The 16,176-nt window shown below is 68.6% G+C and carries 13 protein-coding genes and 2 tRNA genes; 12 read left to right on the top strand and 3 right to left on the bottom strand.

Going from position 1 to position 16,176, the window contains the following annotated elements:
- Positions 1 to 291: 291 nt before the first annotated feature.
- Complete coding sequence (locus tag ACFW9Z_RS02560; RefSeq protein ID WP_384633111.1) at positions 292 to 1,467, bottom strand: acyltransferase family protein; 1,176 nt, start codon at positions 1,465 to 1,467, stop codon at positions 292 to 294.
- Between the two features lie 446 nt (positions 1,468 to 1,913).
- Here ACFW9Z_RS02560 and ACFW9Z_RS02555 point away from each other — a divergent pair, with 446 nt between their 5' ends.
- Positions 1,914 to 2,108 carry a hypothetical protein gene (locus tag ACFW9Z_RS02555; RefSeq protein ID WP_084746100.1) on the top strand — a complete coding sequence of 65 codons (195 nt, stop codon included), beginning with the start codon at positions 1,914 to 1,916 and terminating at the stop codon, positions 2,106 to 2,108.
- Positions 2,109 to 2,204: 96 nt separating this feature from the next.
- Here the strand turns inward: ACFW9Z_RS02555 and ACFW9Z_RS02550 are convergent.
- A tRNA-Gly gene (locus ACFW9Z_RS02550) sits at positions 2,205 to 2,278 on the bottom strand.
- Between the two features lie 167 nt (positions 2,279 to 2,445).
- Between ACFW9Z_RS02550 and ACFW9Z_RS02545 the strand changes: the two genes are divergently transcribed.
- The 5 genes from ACFW9Z_RS02545 (at position 2,446) to clpX (ending at position 7,192) form a co-directional block, all read left to right on the top strand.
- Positions 2,446 to 2,522 (top strand) — tRNA-Pro (locus tag ACFW9Z_RS02545).
- A gap of 150 nt (positions 2,523 to 2,672) precedes the next feature.
- A complete protein-coding gene (gene tig, locus ACFW9Z_RS02540; RefSeq protein WP_384633108.1) occupies positions 2,673 to 4,070 on the top strand; it encodes a trigger factor in 1,398 nt (465 codons plus the stop codon).
- A 296-nt stretch (positions 4,071 to 4,366) separates the two neighbouring features.
- Positions 4,367 to 4,972: an ATP-dependent Clp protease proteolytic subunit gene (locus ACFW9Z_RS02535; protein WP_384633382.1), complete on the top strand. Its 606-nt coding sequence runs from the start codon at positions 4,367 to 4,369 to the stop codon at positions 4,970 to 4,972.
- A 79-nt stretch (positions 4,973 to 5,051) separates the two neighbouring features.
- Positions 5,052 to 5,735 (top strand): ATP-dependent Clp protease proteolytic subunit, encoded by a 684-nt coding sequence (locus ACFW9Z_RS02530; RefSeq protein ID WP_006124415.1) that lies wholly within the window; start codon positions 5,052 to 5,054, stop codon positions 5,733 to 5,735.
- Positions 5,736 to 5,893: 158 nt separating this feature from the next.
- A complete protein-coding gene (gene clpX / locus ACFW9Z_RS02525) occupies positions 5,894 to 7,192 on the top strand; it encodes an ATP-dependent Clp protease ATP-binding subunit ClpX (RefSeq protein ID WP_018511479.1) in 1,299 nt (432 codons plus the stop codon).
- A gap of 85 nt (positions 7,193 to 7,277) precedes the next feature.
- Here clpX and ACFW9Z_RS02520 read toward each other — a convergent pair whose 3' ends face one another.
- Positions 7,278 to 8,276 carry a hypothetical protein gene (locus ACFW9Z_RS02520; RefSeq protein ID WP_384633105.1) on the bottom strand — a complete coding sequence of 333 codons (999 nt, stop codon included), beginning with the start codon at positions 8,274 to 8,276 and terminating at the stop codon, positions 7,278 to 7,280.
- Between the two features lie 138 nt (positions 8,277 to 8,414).
- Here ACFW9Z_RS02520 and ACFW9Z_RS02515 point away from each other — a divergent pair, with 138 nt between their 5' ends.
- The 6 genes from ACFW9Z_RS02515 (at position 8,415) to mreC (ending at position 16,174) form a co-directional block, all read left to right on the top strand.
- A complete protein-coding gene (locus tag ACFW9Z_RS02515; protein WP_384633102.1) occupies positions 8,415 to 11,036 on the top strand; it encodes a valine--tRNA ligase in 2,622 nt (873 codons plus the stop codon).
- A gap of 123 nt (positions 11,037 to 11,159) precedes the next feature.
- Positions 11,160 to 12,683 (top strand): bifunctional folylpolyglutamate synthase/dihydrofolate synthase, encoded by a 1,524-nt coding sequence (locus ACFW9Z_RS02510; RefSeq protein ID WP_384633099.1) that lies wholly within the window; start codon positions 11,160 to 11,162, stop codon positions 12,681 to 12,683.
- Positions 12,684 to 12,691: 8 nt separating this feature from the next.
- Entirely contained in the window at positions 12,692 to 13,054 is a 363-nt protein-coding gene (locus tag ACFW9Z_RS02505; protein ID WP_384633095.1) for a DUF4233 domain-containing protein, read from the top strand.
- A 165-nt stretch (positions 13,055 to 13,219) separates the two neighbouring features.
- Complete coding sequence (ndk, locus tag ACFW9Z_RS02500) at positions 13,220 to 13,633, top strand: nucleoside-diphosphate kinase (RefSeq protein ID WP_084746083.1); 414 nt, start codon at positions 13,220 to 13,222, stop codon at positions 13,631 to 13,633.
- Between the two features lie 287 nt (positions 13,634 to 13,920).
- Positions 13,921 to 14,940: a rod shape-determining protein gene (locus tag ACFW9Z_RS02495; RefSeq protein WP_093687258.1), complete on the top strand. Its 1,020-nt coding sequence runs from the start codon at positions 13,921 to 13,923 to the stop codon at positions 14,938 to 14,940.
- A 151-nt stretch (positions 14,941 to 15,091) separates the two neighbouring features.
- Positions 15,092 to 16,174 carry a rod shape-determining protein MreC gene (gene mreC / locus ACFW9Z_RS02490; protein WP_384633091.1) on the top strand — a complete coding sequence of 361 codons (1,083 nt, stop codon included), beginning with the start codon at positions 15,092 to 15,094 and terminating at the stop codon, positions 16,172 to 16,174.
- The last annotated feature ends 2 nt before the right edge of the window (positions 16,175 to 16,176 follow it).

Genomic DNA, 16,176 nt, shown 5'->3' with positions numbered 1-16,176 from the left:
TCTGCGTGTCCGATGAGCCTGTTCCTTCGGGATAGGTCAAGAGGGCGTCAAGAGGGTGTCAACAAACCATCAGTAATTAGTTTACCGAACGATTGACTCTGCAACTATGAGTCCGCCTTATTGTCTGCTTTTGTCTGTTTGGGTGGAGCCGGTCGGGGATTGCGGGGGATCGCCCGTGCACCGAAAGATTTCGGCCAACCCTGAACGCACTGATCCACCCACGGGACGTCCCGTGGGTGGATCAGTGGATGCGGTGGTCGCGGAGGTCGGGGGAGAGGGGGCGGGGCGGTCTCAGCGCTTCGCGGGGTCCTTCCGGAACGCCCACTTCATGTCCGGCTCGGTGGCGAACTTCAGCGCCCGGCCCACTGGTGGGGAGCACATCAGCGTCACGGCGACGGCGGCCACGGCCGAGACGGTGACCAGGCCGACCGGGTCGGAGAGCCAGGTGTACCGGTCGAACAGGCCCGTGTACACAGCGCCCTTGATCAGGAAGCCGTGGAGCAGATAGCCACAGATCGTCCCGGCGCCCAGCGCCGTGAACCATGTCCTCCTGCGGGGCACCCAGGCCAGGAAGGCGATGGTCAGCGCCAGGCCGCAGCCGAACAGGGCCAGTGACATCACCGCACCGGACCACCAGGGGGCGTCCATCTCCTGGGCGCTGTTGGCACGGTAGAGCCAGCCGAGCTGCATGCGCGGGGCGATCCAGTAGGCGAACAGCAGGGCGCCCGCGAAGAGCGGCAGGGCGAGCAGCCGCACCTCCCGGCGCCGGACCAGCCGGAAGTGCTCGGGCTTCATCAGCAGGCCGAGAACGAAGAACGGCAGGAACTGGAAGACCCGCTGGAGATCCAGATCGTCGCCGATGTCGGGCGAGACCGAGGCCAGCATCGCGATCGCGAGGGCCACCGGCAGCGGATGGCGCAGCGTCCGCCAGATCGGTGTGGTGACCCGCCAGACGAACAGGGCGATCAGGAACCACGTCAGATACAGCGGATCGACCAGGCTGATCGGCTCACCGGGCGAATCGCCCACATACCGCTTGAAGAGCGAATAAGCCGTCTCGAACAGCACGTACGGCACGGCGACACCGGTGATCAGACGCTTCACCTTCGGTGCGGACATGTCGAACGAGCGGGAGAAATAACCGGAGATGAGGATGAAGGCCGGCATGTGGAACGCGTACACGATCATGTAGAGCGCCCGGGTGGCCCGGCTGCCGTCCATCACCGGTTCCCAGGCGTGCGCCACCGCGACCAGGACGATGGCCAGATACTTCACATTGTCGAAGTAGGGGTCGCGCTCCCTCTTCGCCGCCGCCGACGCCGGTGCTGACGCAGGTGCCGACGAGGGGGCCGGGGCAGTGGCGGCGGGGGCGGCTGTGGCGGTGGGCGTCTGCTCGCGTCTGGGCTCCGGTTCCCGGGTCGCCGGGGGGAGCGGGGCCCTGGTGAATACGCTCGGAGCTTGGAACATCTAAGGCACCTTAGACCCGTCGATTGCTTCGCGTAAAACCGCGATGAGATATCGCGTGTTCCTCTCTATTCGAATGTGAAACCGTCGAACACTGCCCACTATGACACCCTTGATCCCGCTTAAATGGGGCATATCGGTGGGGTGTTGGAGGAGTGAATTACGTCGCACTCGAACGCCCCAATTACCTGTGAACGACCTGTGGGGATATGGAAACGATCACTGCGGTGGGGTTCTGCGAATATGCGGGCGCGCCGATTTCGCGGCGGAAGCGCGGCCCGGCCGGAGTAGGGGCCCGGCGGACTGGGCAGGATGGCGGGATCCGGTCAGTGTGATCCGTCACCCGGCAGCAGCCACCGGGGAGTTGGTGGCACGATGGACGCGACGGGGCGCGCGGCGGTGCACGCTTCCGGGCCGGCAAGGCGGACCGACCGAGGGTGTGATCAGACGTGGCTATTTCACTGTCTATGGTGCTGCTGTTCGCGGTCATCCTGGTGGTGCTGATCCGTGGAGGCTCCATCAAGCCCGGGCCCGCGCTCGTCGCCGTGCTCTTCGGCTTCTTCCTGGCGTCGACCGGCATGGCGCCGTCCATCAACAGGTTCATGAACTCGATAGCGGACACGATCAACAAGATCAGCTTCTGAACGGCCGGACCGGCGGCCTCCCCGGGTCCGCGCACGCTCCCCGGTCCGAACACGCAAGAGGCCCGGTCCGACGGGGAGTCGGACCGGGCCCAGGCATGGAGCGGGCGACGGGAATCGAACCCGCGTAGCTAGTTTGGAAGACTAGGGCTCTACCATTGAGCTACGCCCGCAAGCACCGCACCGCACGTCCGGAGGACCGCGGCACGAAGAGCATCGTAGCGGGTCGGCGGCGGTGTCCGCACACCTGTGGTGCCGGCCGCCGGGCCACCACCACCCGGCCGCCGCGCAAAGCGGCCGACGCACGGCTCCGGTCCATGTACCCTACGTGTCGCACCGACGGGGTGTGGCGCAGCTTGGTAGCGCGTCCGCTTTGGGAGCGGAAGGTCGTCGGTTCGAATCCGGCCACCCCGACCACCGGCAAGATCGCATTGGGGGAGTCCTCCTCCTTGCCGTTACTATGCAGAATGCGTGCCCGTGTGTCTGATGTACCGGGCTCGGTCCGCGAAGCCGCCGATCGGCGGTCGAGCAGAACCCAAAGAAGTCAGCCACCAAGGAGACCGAACCGTGAAGAGCGCCGTGGAGACCCTGAACCCGACCCGGGTTCGGCTCAGCATCGAGGTGCCCTTCGAGGAGCTCAAGGACAGCCTCGACGCGGCGTACAAGAAGATCAACCAGCAGGTCACGGTGAAGGGCTTCCGCAAGGGCAAGATCCCCGCCCGGGTCATCGACCAGCGGTTCGGCCGCGGTGCGGTGCTGGAGGAGGCCGTCAACGACGCCCTCCCGAAGTTCTACACCGAGGCGGTCAACGAAGGTGAGCTGAACGTCCTCGGCCAGCCCGAGGTCGACATCACCGAGCTGAAGGACGGCGAGCTGCTGGCCTTCACCGCCGAGGTTGACGTACGCCCCGAGATCGAGATCCCGGACTACTCCGGCATCGAGGTCACCGTCGACGCCCTTGAGGTCACCGACGAAGAGGTCGAGAAGGCCGTGGAGCAGCTGCGCGAGCGCTTCGCCTCCACCAACCCGGTCGAGCGCGCCGCCGCCGACGGCGACGTCGTCACGATCGACCTGGAGGCCAAGGTCGACGGTGAGGTCCTGGAGGACGGCGTGGCCGCGGGTGTCTCGTACACCATCGGTTCCGGCGAGCTCCTCGACGGCATCGACGAGGCCGTGACCGGCCTGGAGGCCGGTGGCGAGGCCACCTTCACCTCCGAGCTGAAGGGCGGCTCCGCCGAGGGCAAGGCCGCGGAGGTCACCGTCAAGGTCACCGCCGTCGCCGCCCGTGAGCTCCCCGAGCTGGACGACGACTTCGCCCAGATGGCCAGCGAGTTCGACACGCTGGAGGAGCTGAAGGCCGACAGCCGCAAGCGCCTGGAGACCACCAAGCAGTACGACCAGGCCACCCAGGCCCAGGAGCGGGTCCTGGAGGAGCTGCTGAAGCTCGCCGAGGTCCCGATCCCGGAGAAGCTGCTCGCGGACGAGGTCCAGACCCGCAAGCACAACCTGGAGCACCACCAGCTCGGTCAGATGGGTCTCGACCTGGAGAAGTACCTGGAGATCCAGGGCAAGACCCTGGAGGAGTTCGAGAACGAGACCTCCGAGCAGGCCATCAAGGGCATCAAGACCCAGTTCATCCTTGACGAGCTCGTCAACAAGGAGAAGCTGAACGTCAACCAGGAGGAGCTCACCGAGCACCTCATGCGGCGTGCCGCCTCCTCCGGCATGAGCCCGGACCAGTTCGCCCAGGCCGTCGTCGAGGGTGGCCAGGTGCCGATGCTCGTCGGCGAGGTCGCCCGCGGCAAGGCGCTCGCCGTCGTCGTCGAGGCCGCCAAGGTCGTCGACACCAACGGTGAGATCGTCGACCTGGAGGACGACGAGGACGCCGAGACCACGGAGGCGGCCGCCGAGGCCACCACCGAGGAGAAGGCGGCCGACAAGGCCGAGGAGAAGAACGAGGCCTGAGCCTCGCCCTGATCCACGCCGGTCCCGGCCGACCGGCAACGACGGGCCCCGGACGCACCACGCGTCCGGGGCCCGTCGCCATGTCCCGTCGTACCGCTGTACGGCCCCGGAACCCCTGTGCCCCCTGCGGACCTTGCGCTCCCAGCGAACAGTTGCGGAACCGGGATGGCGTTGTCCCACCTGCGCGTTAGGGTCCATGAAGAGGAAGGGTGGGGGAGTCCCTCACCCGCCCGGTACGAAGACGCTGAGACGGCCGGAGCCGTCAGAGACGAGCAGGTGGATACGTGACGAATCTGATGCCCTACGCCGCCGGAGAGCCGTCCCTCGGTGGAGGCCTCGGTGACCAGGTCTACAGCCGACTGCTCGGCGAGCGCATCATCTTCCTCGGTCAGCAGGTCGACGATGACATCGCCAACAAGATCACCGCACAGCTCCTGCTCCTTGCCGCCGACCCGGACAAGGACATCTACCTCTACATCAACAGCCCCGGTGGTTCGGTGACGGCCGGCATGGCGGTCTACGACACCATGCAGTACATCCCGAACGACGTGGTCACCATCGGGATGGGCATGGCGGCCTCCATGGGCCAGTTCCTGCTCACCGGCGGTGCCGCGGGCAAGCGCTTCGCGCTCCCCAACACCGACATCCTCATGCACCAGGGTTCGGCCGGTATCGGCGGAACGGCCTCGGACATCAAGATCCAGGCCCAGTACCTGCTCCGTACGAAGACGCGCATGGCCGAGATCACCGCCCAGCACTCCGGCCAGACCGTCGAGACGATCATCCGCGACGGCGACCGCGACCGCTGGTACACGGCGGAGGAGGCCAAGGACTACGGCCTCATCGACGAGATCATCACGTTCGCCTCGGGCATCCCGGGCGGCGGCGGCACCGGTGCCTGATCCGGTTCCCACCGGACCGGCCGCACCTCCCGCACCCCTCTCGTACGCCGAGACCTCCAGCCCACAGACCGCCACCAGGATGGTGAACACCCACATGAACAACTTCTCCGGCGCCTCCGCGAGCGGCCTCTACACCGGCCCGCAGGTGGACAACCGCTATGTCGTCCCGCGCTTCGTGGAGCGCACCTCGCAGGGTGTGCGCGAGTACGACCCGTACGCGAAGCTCTTCGAGGAGCGCGTGATCTTCCTGGGCGTCCAGATCGACGACGCCTCGGCCAACGACGTCATGGCGCAGCTGCTCTGCCTGGAGTCGATGGACCCGGACCGCGACATCTCGATCTACATCAACAGCCCCGGCGGCTCGTTCACCGCGCTCACCGCGATCTACGACACGATGCAGTTCGTGAAGCCGGACATCCAGACGGTCTGCATGGGCCAGGCCGCCTCCGCCGCCGCGGTCCTGCTCGCCGCCGGCACCCCGGGCAAGCGCATGGCGCTCCCGCACGCCCGTGTCCTCATCCACCAGCCGTCCTCGCAGACGGGCCGTGAGCAGCTCTCCGACCTGGAGATCGCGGCCAACGAGATCCTCCGTATGCGTACGCAGCTGGAGGAGATGCTGGCCCGGCACTCGACCACCCCGCTGGAGAAGATCAGCGAGGACATCGAGCGCGACAAGATCCTCACGGCCGAGGACGCCCTGGCGTACGGGCTCGTCGACCAGATCGTGTCCACCCGCAAGACGACCGCGGGCGCATCGCTCTGACGTAGGTCTTTCCCCTTGGCACATTCCGTCCGCGCGGTCTCGGCCGTGTGAACCGTGCCAAGGGGGGCCCGAACGGGGGCCCAGGCAAGGTACCGTCGGATAGAGGCACCAGGAAGCCGCTGAACCAGGCGGCCTCCCAGGCGAAGGGGAAGCACCTCGTGGCACGCATCGGTGATGGCGGCGACCTGCTCAAGTGCTCGTTCTGTGGCAAGAGCCAGAAGCAGGTGAAGAAGCTCATCGCGGGACCCGGTGTGTACATCTGCGACGAGTGCATCGATCTCTGCAACGAGATCATCGAGGAGGAGCTCGCGGAGACGAGCGAGGTCCGCTGGGAAGAGCTTCCCAAGCCCCGCGAGATCTACGAGTTCCTGGAGGGGTACGTCGTCGGGCAGGAGCCCGCGAAGAAGGCCCTCTCGGTCGCGGTGTACAACCACTACAAGCGGGTCCAGGCCGGGGAGAACGGCGGCGGCGCGGGTCGTGAGGACGCGATCGAGCTCGCCAAGTCCAACATCCTGCTGCTGGGCCCCACGGGCTCCGGCAAGACGCTTCTCGCGCAGACGCTGGCCCGCATGCTCAACGTCCCGTTCGCCATCGCGGACGCCACCGCGCTGACGGAGGCCGGCTATGTCGGCGAGGACGTCGAGAACATCCTGCTCAAGCTGATCCAGGCGGCCGACTACGACGTCAAGAAGGCCGAGACCGGGATCATCTACATCGACGAGATCGACAAGGTCGCCCGCAAGAGCGAGAACCCGTCGATCACCCGCGATGTCTCCGGCGAGGGCGTCCAGCAGGCCCTGCTGAAGATCCTGGAGGGCACCACCGCCTCCGTCCCGCCGCAGGGCGGACGCAAGCACCCGCACCAGGAGTTCATCCAGATCGACACGACGAACGTGCTGTTCATCGTGGGCGGCGCCTTCTCCGGACTGGAGAAGATCATCGAGTCCCGGGCCGGTGCCAAGGGCATCGGGTTCGGCGCCACGATCCGCTCCAAGCTGGAGATCCAGGCGAGCGACCAGTTCCAGGAGGTCATGCCGGAGGACCTGGTGAAGTTCGGGATGATCCCCGAGTTCATCGGCCGTCTCCCCGTGCTGACCTCGGTCCACAACCTGGACCGCGAGGCGCTGCTCCAGATCCTCATCGAGCCGCGCAACGCCCTGGTCAAGCAGTACCAGCGCCTCTTCGAACTCGACGGTGTGGAGCTGGAGTTCGAACGCGAGGCGCTGGAGGCCATCGCCGACCAGGCGATCCTGCGCCAGACCGGCGCGCGCGGGCTGCGCGCCATCATGGAGGAAGTCCTCCAGTCCGTGATGTACGAGGTCCCCTCCCGCAAGGACGTCGCCCGCGTCGTCATCACCCCGGACGTCGTCCGCGACCACGTCAACCCGACGCTGGTTCCGCGCGAGCCGCGCACGATCGGCAAGAACGACGGCGGCCGCCACGAGAAGTCCGCGTAGCGGCAGGGCAGTTACGTACGCCGAAGGGGCGCCCGACCGGTCAACCGGTGGGCGCCCCTTCGCTGTTGCTCCGGGCGGGGCCGCGTCAGAGCTTGGTGCGGGAGGTGTTGTAGAGCTTGGTGGCGAGGGCGGCGGCGTCCTCCTTGGACGGGCTCTTCCCCGTCAGTGCCAGGATCCGGTCCGCGTGCGTCACGACCCCGATCGTGCCGTAGTCGGCCCAGACGCACATCGGGAGCACGGCCTCCCTGGGCCCGTTCTGCGGCGTGCCGTCCGCCTTCGTGTTGACCAGCTTCATGTTCCGGCACTTCATCACCGCACCCTCGAACCCGGCCGGTTCGACGACCTCGGCGGGGCCGACGAAATCGGCCTGCACCGAAGGATCGGCCGTCGTCAGCTCCTGCCGGGTCATCTCCATGATGCCGTCGAGCACCGTGACCGGGTCGGCGATCTCGCCCCAGTAAGCGTCCAGGTCCAGCAGCTTGTTCGCCGTGCGCGGCTCGCCCACCGCGTAGGCGCCTGCGGACTTGCCGGGGTTCTTGATGCCCAGTTCCTCGGCCTTGGCCTTCCTGGCCCCGACCAGGGGGCCGGAGGGGCTCTTCATGGTGGAGTACCGCTTGTACTCGTCCAGCGACTCCGGGGGCGTCACCCGGTAGCCCTTGGTGGACGTGGCGATGTTCTTGTCGTCCGTCCCGTCGCCGCCCGAGTTCAGGAAGTACACCCCGGCCGCGACGACCGCCAGCGCCACCACGACGGAGCCCACGATCAGGCCCGTCCGCTTCTTGGGCTGCGGCGGGGGCGGTGCCCCGTACCCCGGCTCCCCGCCGTACGGGGGCGCGGGCGGCTGCTGCCCGTACGGCCCCGGCTGCTGGCCCTGCGGGTAGCCGTAACCGGGCGGGCCCTGGGGAGGGGTGCCGTAACCGGGCGGGCCCTGCGGCGGGGCACCGTACGGGCCGGGCTGCTGGGGGTAGCCGTAGCCGGGCTGGCCGGGCGGCGGAGCGCCGTACGGGCCGGGCTGCTGTCCGTACGGTCCCGGCTGGCCCTGCGGCGGCTGTCCGCCGTACGGGCCCGGCTGGTTGTAGCTCATCGCGGTGTCCCCTCCCGAAAACCTGGTGCGTCGCGGACATCCTGACGGAACCCGCCGTGACGTGGGCGACCGGCCCGGACACCGTTACCGAACTATCCCGTTTCAGTACGGGACTGTGACGGCCCTAAACTGTCTCCCGTGACCGAGAACACTCAGCAGCAGCCAGCCAGCAACCCCGAACTGCCGACCCAGTACGCGCCGGCCGACGTAGAGGGGAAGCTGTACGAGCGCTGGGTAGAACGCGGTTACTTCGAAGCCGACGCCAAGAGCGACAAGCCCCCGTTCTCCATCGTCATCCCGCCGCCCAACGTCACCGGCGCCCTCCACCTGGGCCACGCCTTCCAGGTGACGCTCATGGACGCCCTCACCCGCCGCAAGCGGATGCAGGGCTTCGAGACGCTGTGGCTGCCCGGCATGGACCACGCCGGCATCGCCACCCAGAACAAGGTGGAGCAGCAGCTCGGCGAGGAGGGCAAGTCCCGCCACGACATCGGCCGGGAGGCGTTCACCGAGCGCGTCTGGCAGTGGAAGGAAGAGTACGGCGGCCGCATCCTCGGCCAGTTGCGCCGCCTGGGCGCGGGCCTGGACTGGTCGCGCGAGCGGTTCACCATGGACGAGGGCCTGTCCCGGGCCGTCCAGAAGATCTTCAAGGACCTGTACGACGACGGCCTGATCTACCGCGCCGAGCGCATCATCAACTGGTGCCCGCGCTGTCTCACCGCCATCTCGGACATCGAGGTGGACTACCAGGAGGACGACGGCGAGCTCGTCTCCCTGAAGTACGGCGAGGGCGACGAGACCCTTGTCGTCGCCACCACCCGGGTCGAGACGATGCTCGGTGACACCGCCGTCGCGGTCCACCCCGACGACGAGCGGTACGCCCACCTCATCGGCAAGCGGATCAAGCTCCCGCTCACCGACCGCACCATCCCGGTGGTCGCCGACACGCACGTCGACCCGGAGTTCGGCACCGGCGCCGTCAAGGTGACCCCGGCCCACGACCCGAACGACTTCGCGATCGGCCGGCGCCACGACCTGGAGTCGCTCACGGTCATGGACGAGCGCGGTGTCATCACCGTGCCCGGCCCCTTCCAGGGGCTCGACCGCTTCGAGGCCCGCTCGGCCATCGTCGCCGCCCTGCGCGAGCAGGGCCGGGTCGTCGCCGAGAAGCGCCCGTACGTCCACTCGGTCGGCCACTGCTCCCGCTGCAGGACGACCGTCGAGCCGCGCCTCTCCCTCCAGTGGTGGGTCAAGGTCGACACGCTCGCCAAGGCCGCCGGTGACGCGGTCCGCGACGAGCGGGTCGTCCTGCACCCCAAGGAGATGGAAAAGCGGTACTTCGACTGGGTCGACAACCTCAACGACTGGTGCATCTCGCGCCAGCTGTGGTGGGGCCACCGCATCCCCGTCTGGTACGGCCCGGACGGCGAGGTCGTCTGCGTCGGACCCGACGACGAGGCGCCCACGGGCGAGGGCTGGACCCAGGACGAGGACGTCCTCGACACCTGGTTCTCCTCCGGGCTGTGGCCGTTCTCCACGCTCGGCTGGCCCGAACAGACCCCGGACCTGGAGAAGTTCTACTCCACGGACGTCCTGGTCACCGGCCACGACATCATCTTCTTCTGGGTCGTGCGGATGATGATGTTCGGCCTGTACGCGATGGACGGCGAGGTCCCCTTCAAGACGGTCGCCCTGACCGGCCTGGTCCGCGACGAGTTCGGCAAGAAGATGTCCAAGTCGAACCCGAACGCGGTCGACCCGCTGGACTGGATGGACGCGTACGGCTCCGACGCCGTCCGCTTCACCCTGGCCAACGGCGCCAACCCCGGTGCCGACGTGCCGATCGGCGAGGACTGGGTCAAGGCCTCCCGCAACTTCGCCAACAAGATCTGGAACGCCACCCGTTTCGCCCTGATGAACGGCGCGACGGTCGAGGGCCCGCTGCCGGACCCGGCGGAGATGACGGCCACCGACCGGTGGATCCTCTCCCGCCTCAACGAGACCGTCGCGGACGTCGACCGCTTCTACGACGACTTCCAGTTCGCCAAGATCTCCGACGCGCTCTACCACTTCGCGTGGGACGAGGTCTTCGACTGGTACGTCGAGCTGTCCAAGACGACGTTCTTCGCGGGCGGCGAGCAGGCCAAGGTCTCCGGCCGGGTCCTCGGTGAGGTCCTCGACGTCACCCTGCGGCTGCTCCACCCGATCGTCCCGTTCGTCACGGAGACGCTCTGGACCACGCTGACCGGTGGCGAGTCCGTCGTCATCGCCGACTGGCCCCAGGACTCCGGCTTCCGCGACGAAGCGGCCGAGAAGGAGATCGAGCTGGTCCAGCAGGTCGTCACCGAGGTCCGCCGCTTCAAGGGCGACCAGGGGCTCAAGCCCGGCCAGCGCGTCCCGGCCGAGCTGACCCTGACCGGCACCGCCCTGGCCCCGCACGAGCCGGCCATCCGCCAGCTGCTGCGGCTGGAGGCGGCCGGGGACGGCTTCAGCGCCACGGCCTCCCTCCCGGTCGCCGGGGCCACCGTCGCCCTGGACCTGTCCGGCACGATCGACGTCCCGGCCGAGCGCAAGCGCCTCACCAAGGACCTGGAGGCGGCGCGGAAGGAGAAGGCCCAGGCCACCGCGAAGCTCGGCAACGAGGCGTTCCTCGCCAAGGCCCCGGACAACGTGGTCGACAAGATCCGCGGCCGGCTCTCCAAGGCCGAGGCCGACATCGAGCGGATCTCCGCCCAGCTGGCGGCGCTCCCGCAGGGCTGATGAGCTGAGGGCGAAGCCCCCGCACCCCCGACCGACCGGGGGAGCGGGGGCTTCCCCGTACCGTCCGCGGGCAGTCTGCCGGGCGCTGCGTGCGATGTCGGTGCCCATCCGTAGACTGGCCCCGTGAGTGAGCCCCGCCCTTCAGACCGGCACGACGCGTCCGAGCCCGACGACACCTTCGCGGAGATCGTCGGCGAAGAGACCCAGCGCGACCCCGACCTGGCGGTGATCGAGGCCGGGAGCCGCACCCTGCGCACCTACGGGGGCGCTCCCCAGGGCGATGCGGTCCCCGCCCGACCCACCGACCCCGAGACCGACCGGGCGCTGCGCGCGGTGGAGCAGGAGCTCGCCGGACGCTGGGGCGAGACCAAGCTGGAGCCCTCCGTCACGCGCATCGCCGCCCTGATGGACGTGCTCGGCGAGCCGCAGCGCGCCTACCCCTCGATCCACATCACCGGGACCAACGGCAAGACGTCCACGGCCCGCATGATCGAGGCCCTGCTCAACGCGTTCGAGCTGCGCACCGGCCGCTACACCTCCCCGCACGTCCAGTCGATCACCGAGCGGATCAGCCTCGACGGCTCCCCGATCGAGCCCGAGCGGTTCATCGAGACGTACGAGGACATCAAGCCGTACGTCGAGATGGTCGACGCCCAGCAGCCCTACCGGCTCTCCTTCTTCGAGGTGCTCACCGGCATGGCGTACGCGGCCTTCGCCGACGCGCCCGTCGATGTGGCGGTCGTCGAGGTCGGCATGGGCGGCACCTGGGACGCGACCAACGTCATCGACTCCACGGTCGCGGTCGTCACCCCGATCTCCCTGGACCACACCGACCGCCTCGGCACCACGCCCGCCGAGATCGCCGGGGAGAAGGCCGGTGTCATCAAGCAGGGCGCCACGGTCATCCTGGCGCAGCAGCCGGTGGACGCCGCCCAGGTGATGCTCAAGAAGGCCGTCGAGGTCGACGCCACCGTGGCCCGCGAGGGCATGGAGTTCGGCGTCACCTCCCGCGAGGTGGCCGTCGGCGGCCAGTTGCTGACCCTGCGCGGACTCGGCGGGGAGTACGAGGAGATCTTCCTCCCGCTGTACGGGGCCCACCAGGCGCACAACGCGGCCGTCGCGCTCGCCGCCGTGGAGGCCTTCTTCGGGATCGGCGCCGAGCAGGCCCGCTCGCTCGACATCGACGCCATCCGCAAGGCGTTCGCCGCGGTGATCTCGCCCGGCCGTCTGGAGGTCCTGCGCTCCAGCCCGACCGTCGTCCTGGACGCCGCGCACAACCCGGCGGGGGCCAGGGCCGCGGCCGAGGGCATCTCCGAGGCGTTCAGCTTCTCCCGGCTGATCGGTGTGGTCGGCACCAGCGGTGACAAGGACGTCCGCGGGCTCCTCGAAGCCTTCGAGCCGATCTTCGCCGAGGTCGTCGTCACGCAGAACTCCACCGACCGCGCGATGGACGCGGACGCGCTGGCCGCCATCGCCGTCGAGGTCTTCGGCGACGACCGGGTCCAGGTCGAACCGCGTCTCGACGACGCGCTGGAGGCGGCGATCACGCTGGCCGAGGAGGACGACGAGTACGCGGGCGCCGGGGTCCTGGTGACCGGATCGGTGATCACGGTCGGCGAGGCCCGGCTGCTTCTGGGAAGGGGCTGAGAAGCCGGATGCGTACGCTCTGCGCCTCGACACTGCTCGGTGAGTTCTTCGTCATCGGCTTCGCCGGACTCGTCGCGATGAAGCTGGACGACGTCTCCATGGCCGCGGTCTGGACCGTCTGCGGGATCGGCATGGCGCTCTCCCTGCTGCTCTGCGGGATGATCACCCGGCCCGGCGGCATCCAGCTCGGCTGGGCGCTCCAGGCCGCGCTGGTCCTCAGCGGCTTCGTGGTCCCGATGATGTTCATCCTCGGCCTGGTCTTCGGCGGACTGTGGTGGGCCTCCGTGCACTACGGCCGCAAGGTCGACGAGGCCAAGGCCCGCTGGGCGGACCAGCAGGGCCGGCAGGAGGCCGGCGAGGCCACGGCCTGACGGCGGGCCCGGCGGACCGGGTGGGACCCGGGGCACCGGGGCCGGGGCACCCGGCCACCGGCGGCCGGGCCCGGGGGTGACTCTGGGTGAACCCGGGCGCAGACCCGCTTCCGTACCCCTGTAATCTCGCCCTCACCGCACCCGTAAGTCTGCAAGGAGCCGCACATGACTCAGCGCACCCTCGTCCTGCTCAAGCCCGACGCGGTCCGCCGCGGACTGATCGGCGAGATCGTCGGCCGCATCGAGCGCAAGGCGGACTGGCGGATCACCGCGCTGGAGCTGCGCACCCTGGACCACGACACGCTGGAGCAGCACTACGGCGAGCACAAGGGCCGCCCGTTCTACGAGCCGCTCATGGAGTTCATGGCCTCCGGCCCGGTCGTCGCCCTGGTGGCCGAAGGCGAGCGGGTCATCGAGGGCGTCCGTGCCCTGGCCGGTCCCACCGACCCGATCGCCGCCGCGCCCGGGTCCATCCGCGGTGACTTCGGCACGATCACCCGGGAGAACCTCATCCACGCCTCGGACTCGCAGGAGTCCGCAGAGCGAGAACTGAAGCTCTTCTTTCCGGGACTTTCCTGACCCGATCGGCCAAACAGCGCTGCCTGGAAGGGGCGACCGAAGTAATTCGGTCGCCCCTCGGCATAGGGTTCGGGATCGCGGGAACGCATCCCTCCGACGTAACGTCACCATGGGTAGAACGGGTACCCGTTCCGCTCACACCGGCGAAGGACCCTCGCGCTGTGTCCGTGCATACGGCACTACGATGAAGCTTCCGCGCCCGCAGCGCCCACCTCGCCTACCAGAACGAGCCATCATCGCTTCTTGGGAAGGCCCGACGCATCCTCATGGGGAACAAGGGGAACTCAATGTCGTTCATCGGCCGTGACATGGCTATCGACCTCGGGACTGCCAACACGCTGGTGTACGTCAGGGGGCGCGGCATCGTCCTGAACGAGCCGTCCGTCGTGGCCATCAACACCAACACCGGCGGCATTCTGGCGGTCGGCTCCGAGGCCAAGAAGATGATCGGGCGGACACCGGGCAACATCGTTGCCGTACGCCCCCTGAAGGACGGCGTGATCGCCGACTTCGAGATCACGGAGCGGATGCTCCGCTACTTCATCCTCAAGATCCACAAGCGCCGCTACCTGGCCCGCCCCCGGGTCGTCGTCTGCGTGCCCTCCGGTATCACCGGGGTCGAGCGCCGCGCCGTCATCGAGGCGTCGACGCAGGCCGGCGCGCGTCAGGTGCACATCATCGAGGAGCCCATGGCCGCGGCCATCGGCTCCGGCCTGCCGGTCCACGAGGCCACCGGCAACATGGTCGTCGACATCGGCGGCGGCACCACCGAGGTCGCGGTGATCTCGCTCGGCGGGATCGTCACCGCCCAGTCGATCCGGACCGCCGGTGACGAGCTGGACAACGCGATCATCCAGCACATCAAGAAGGAGTACTCGCTCCTCCTCGGTGAGCGGACCGCCGAACAGATCAAGATCACGATCGGTTCCGCGTACGACATGGACAAGGACGAGCACACCGAGATCCGCGGCCGCGACCTGGTCTCCGGGCTGCCCAAGACGGTCGTCATCTCGGCCGCCGAGGTCCGCAAGGCCATCGAAGAGCCGGTCAACGCGATCGTCGACGCCGTGAAGACGACGCTGGACAAGTGCCCGCCCGAGCTCTCCGGCGACATCATGGACCGGGGCATCGTCCTCACCGGCGGCGGCGCGCTGCTGCGCGGTCTGGACGAGCGGCTGCGCCGCGAGACGGGCATGCCGATCCACATCGCCGAGGACCCGCTGGACTCCGTGGCGCTCGGCTCCGGCAAGTGCGTCGAGGAGTTCGAGGCGCTCCAGCAGGTGCTGGACGCCCAGCCCCGACGGTAGGAACGCGATGATCCGACGGGCGGAACCTGCGGGTCCGCCCGTCGGATCGTTGATATAGATCGTGTTGTACGGGTGCGGCCGCACCGCCCGGCCGTACGGACACGGACACACAGGCACGAACATTCCGACGAGGAAGGCACGGCCGCCGCACGTGAGGGACACACGAGAGAGCCGGCTGCTCCTGGTGCTGCTGATCGCCATCGCATTCGCCCTGATCACGGTGGATATCCGAGGCGGCGAAGGCTCACCGGTCGACGGCGCACGGCATGCCGCGGCCACGGTCTTCGGACCGGTGGAGAACGGCGTCGCGGCAGCGGTCGACCCGGTGGGCAACGCCATAGGGGCGGTACGGGACTCCGGCAAACGGCACGACCGGATCGCCGCCCTGGAGCAGGAGAACGCCGCGCTGAAGGCCAGGCTCGGCAGCGACGACCGCAACAACAGCCGCGTCCGCCAGCTCGACGCCATGCTGAAGAACGCGGGCGCCGGGCAATACGCCATCAAGGGCGCCCAGGTCATCGCCATAGGAGCGGCCCAGGGCTTCTCCTGGACGATCACCATCGACGCCGGGTCCAACGACGGCATCCGCCGTGACATGACCGTCCTCAACGGGGAGGGGCTGGTCGGCCGGGTCACCACCGTCGGCCCCAGCACCTCGACGGTCCTGCTGGCCAGCGACCCCGACTTCACCGTCGGCACCCGGATGGAGAAGACCGACGAGCTCGGCTTCGCCACCGGCCAGGGCTCGCGGCCGCTCTCGGTCCAGTTCCTCAACGGCAAGGCCAAGGTGAAGGCGGGCGACCGGCTCGTCACCTTCGGCTCCAGCAAGGACAAGCCCTTCGTGCCCGGCGTCCCGGTCGGCGAGGTCGTCCGCGTCGACCCGGCGGGCGGCGCGCTGACCCGGACGGTCCATGTGAAGCCGTACGTCGGGTTCACCAAGCTCGACATCGTCGGCGTCGTCGTCCAGGCCCCGCGCTCCGACCCCCGTGACGCGGTCCTGCCGAAGCAGCCCGCCAAGACGAAGCCGAAGCCGACCCCCACGGTCACCGTCACCGTCCAGCCCAACGGCGACCTCGTCGACGGCTCGGGCAAGGTCGTCGGCAACGTCAACGAGAACCAGGGCGACGGCACGGCGGCCGGTGACGCGGCAGGCGATCAGCAGGGCAATGCCCAGGGCAACGCTCAGCAGCCCGGCAACCAGCAACCCGACAACGCGGCAAACGACCAGGAGTAGAG

Source organism: Streptomyces sp. NPDC059452 (genome assembly GCF_042750035.1).
GTDB lineage: Bacteria > Actinomycetota > Actinomycetes > Streptomycetales > Streptomycetaceae > Streptomyces.
This window is presented reverse-complemented; position numbering and strand designations above follow the sequence as displayed.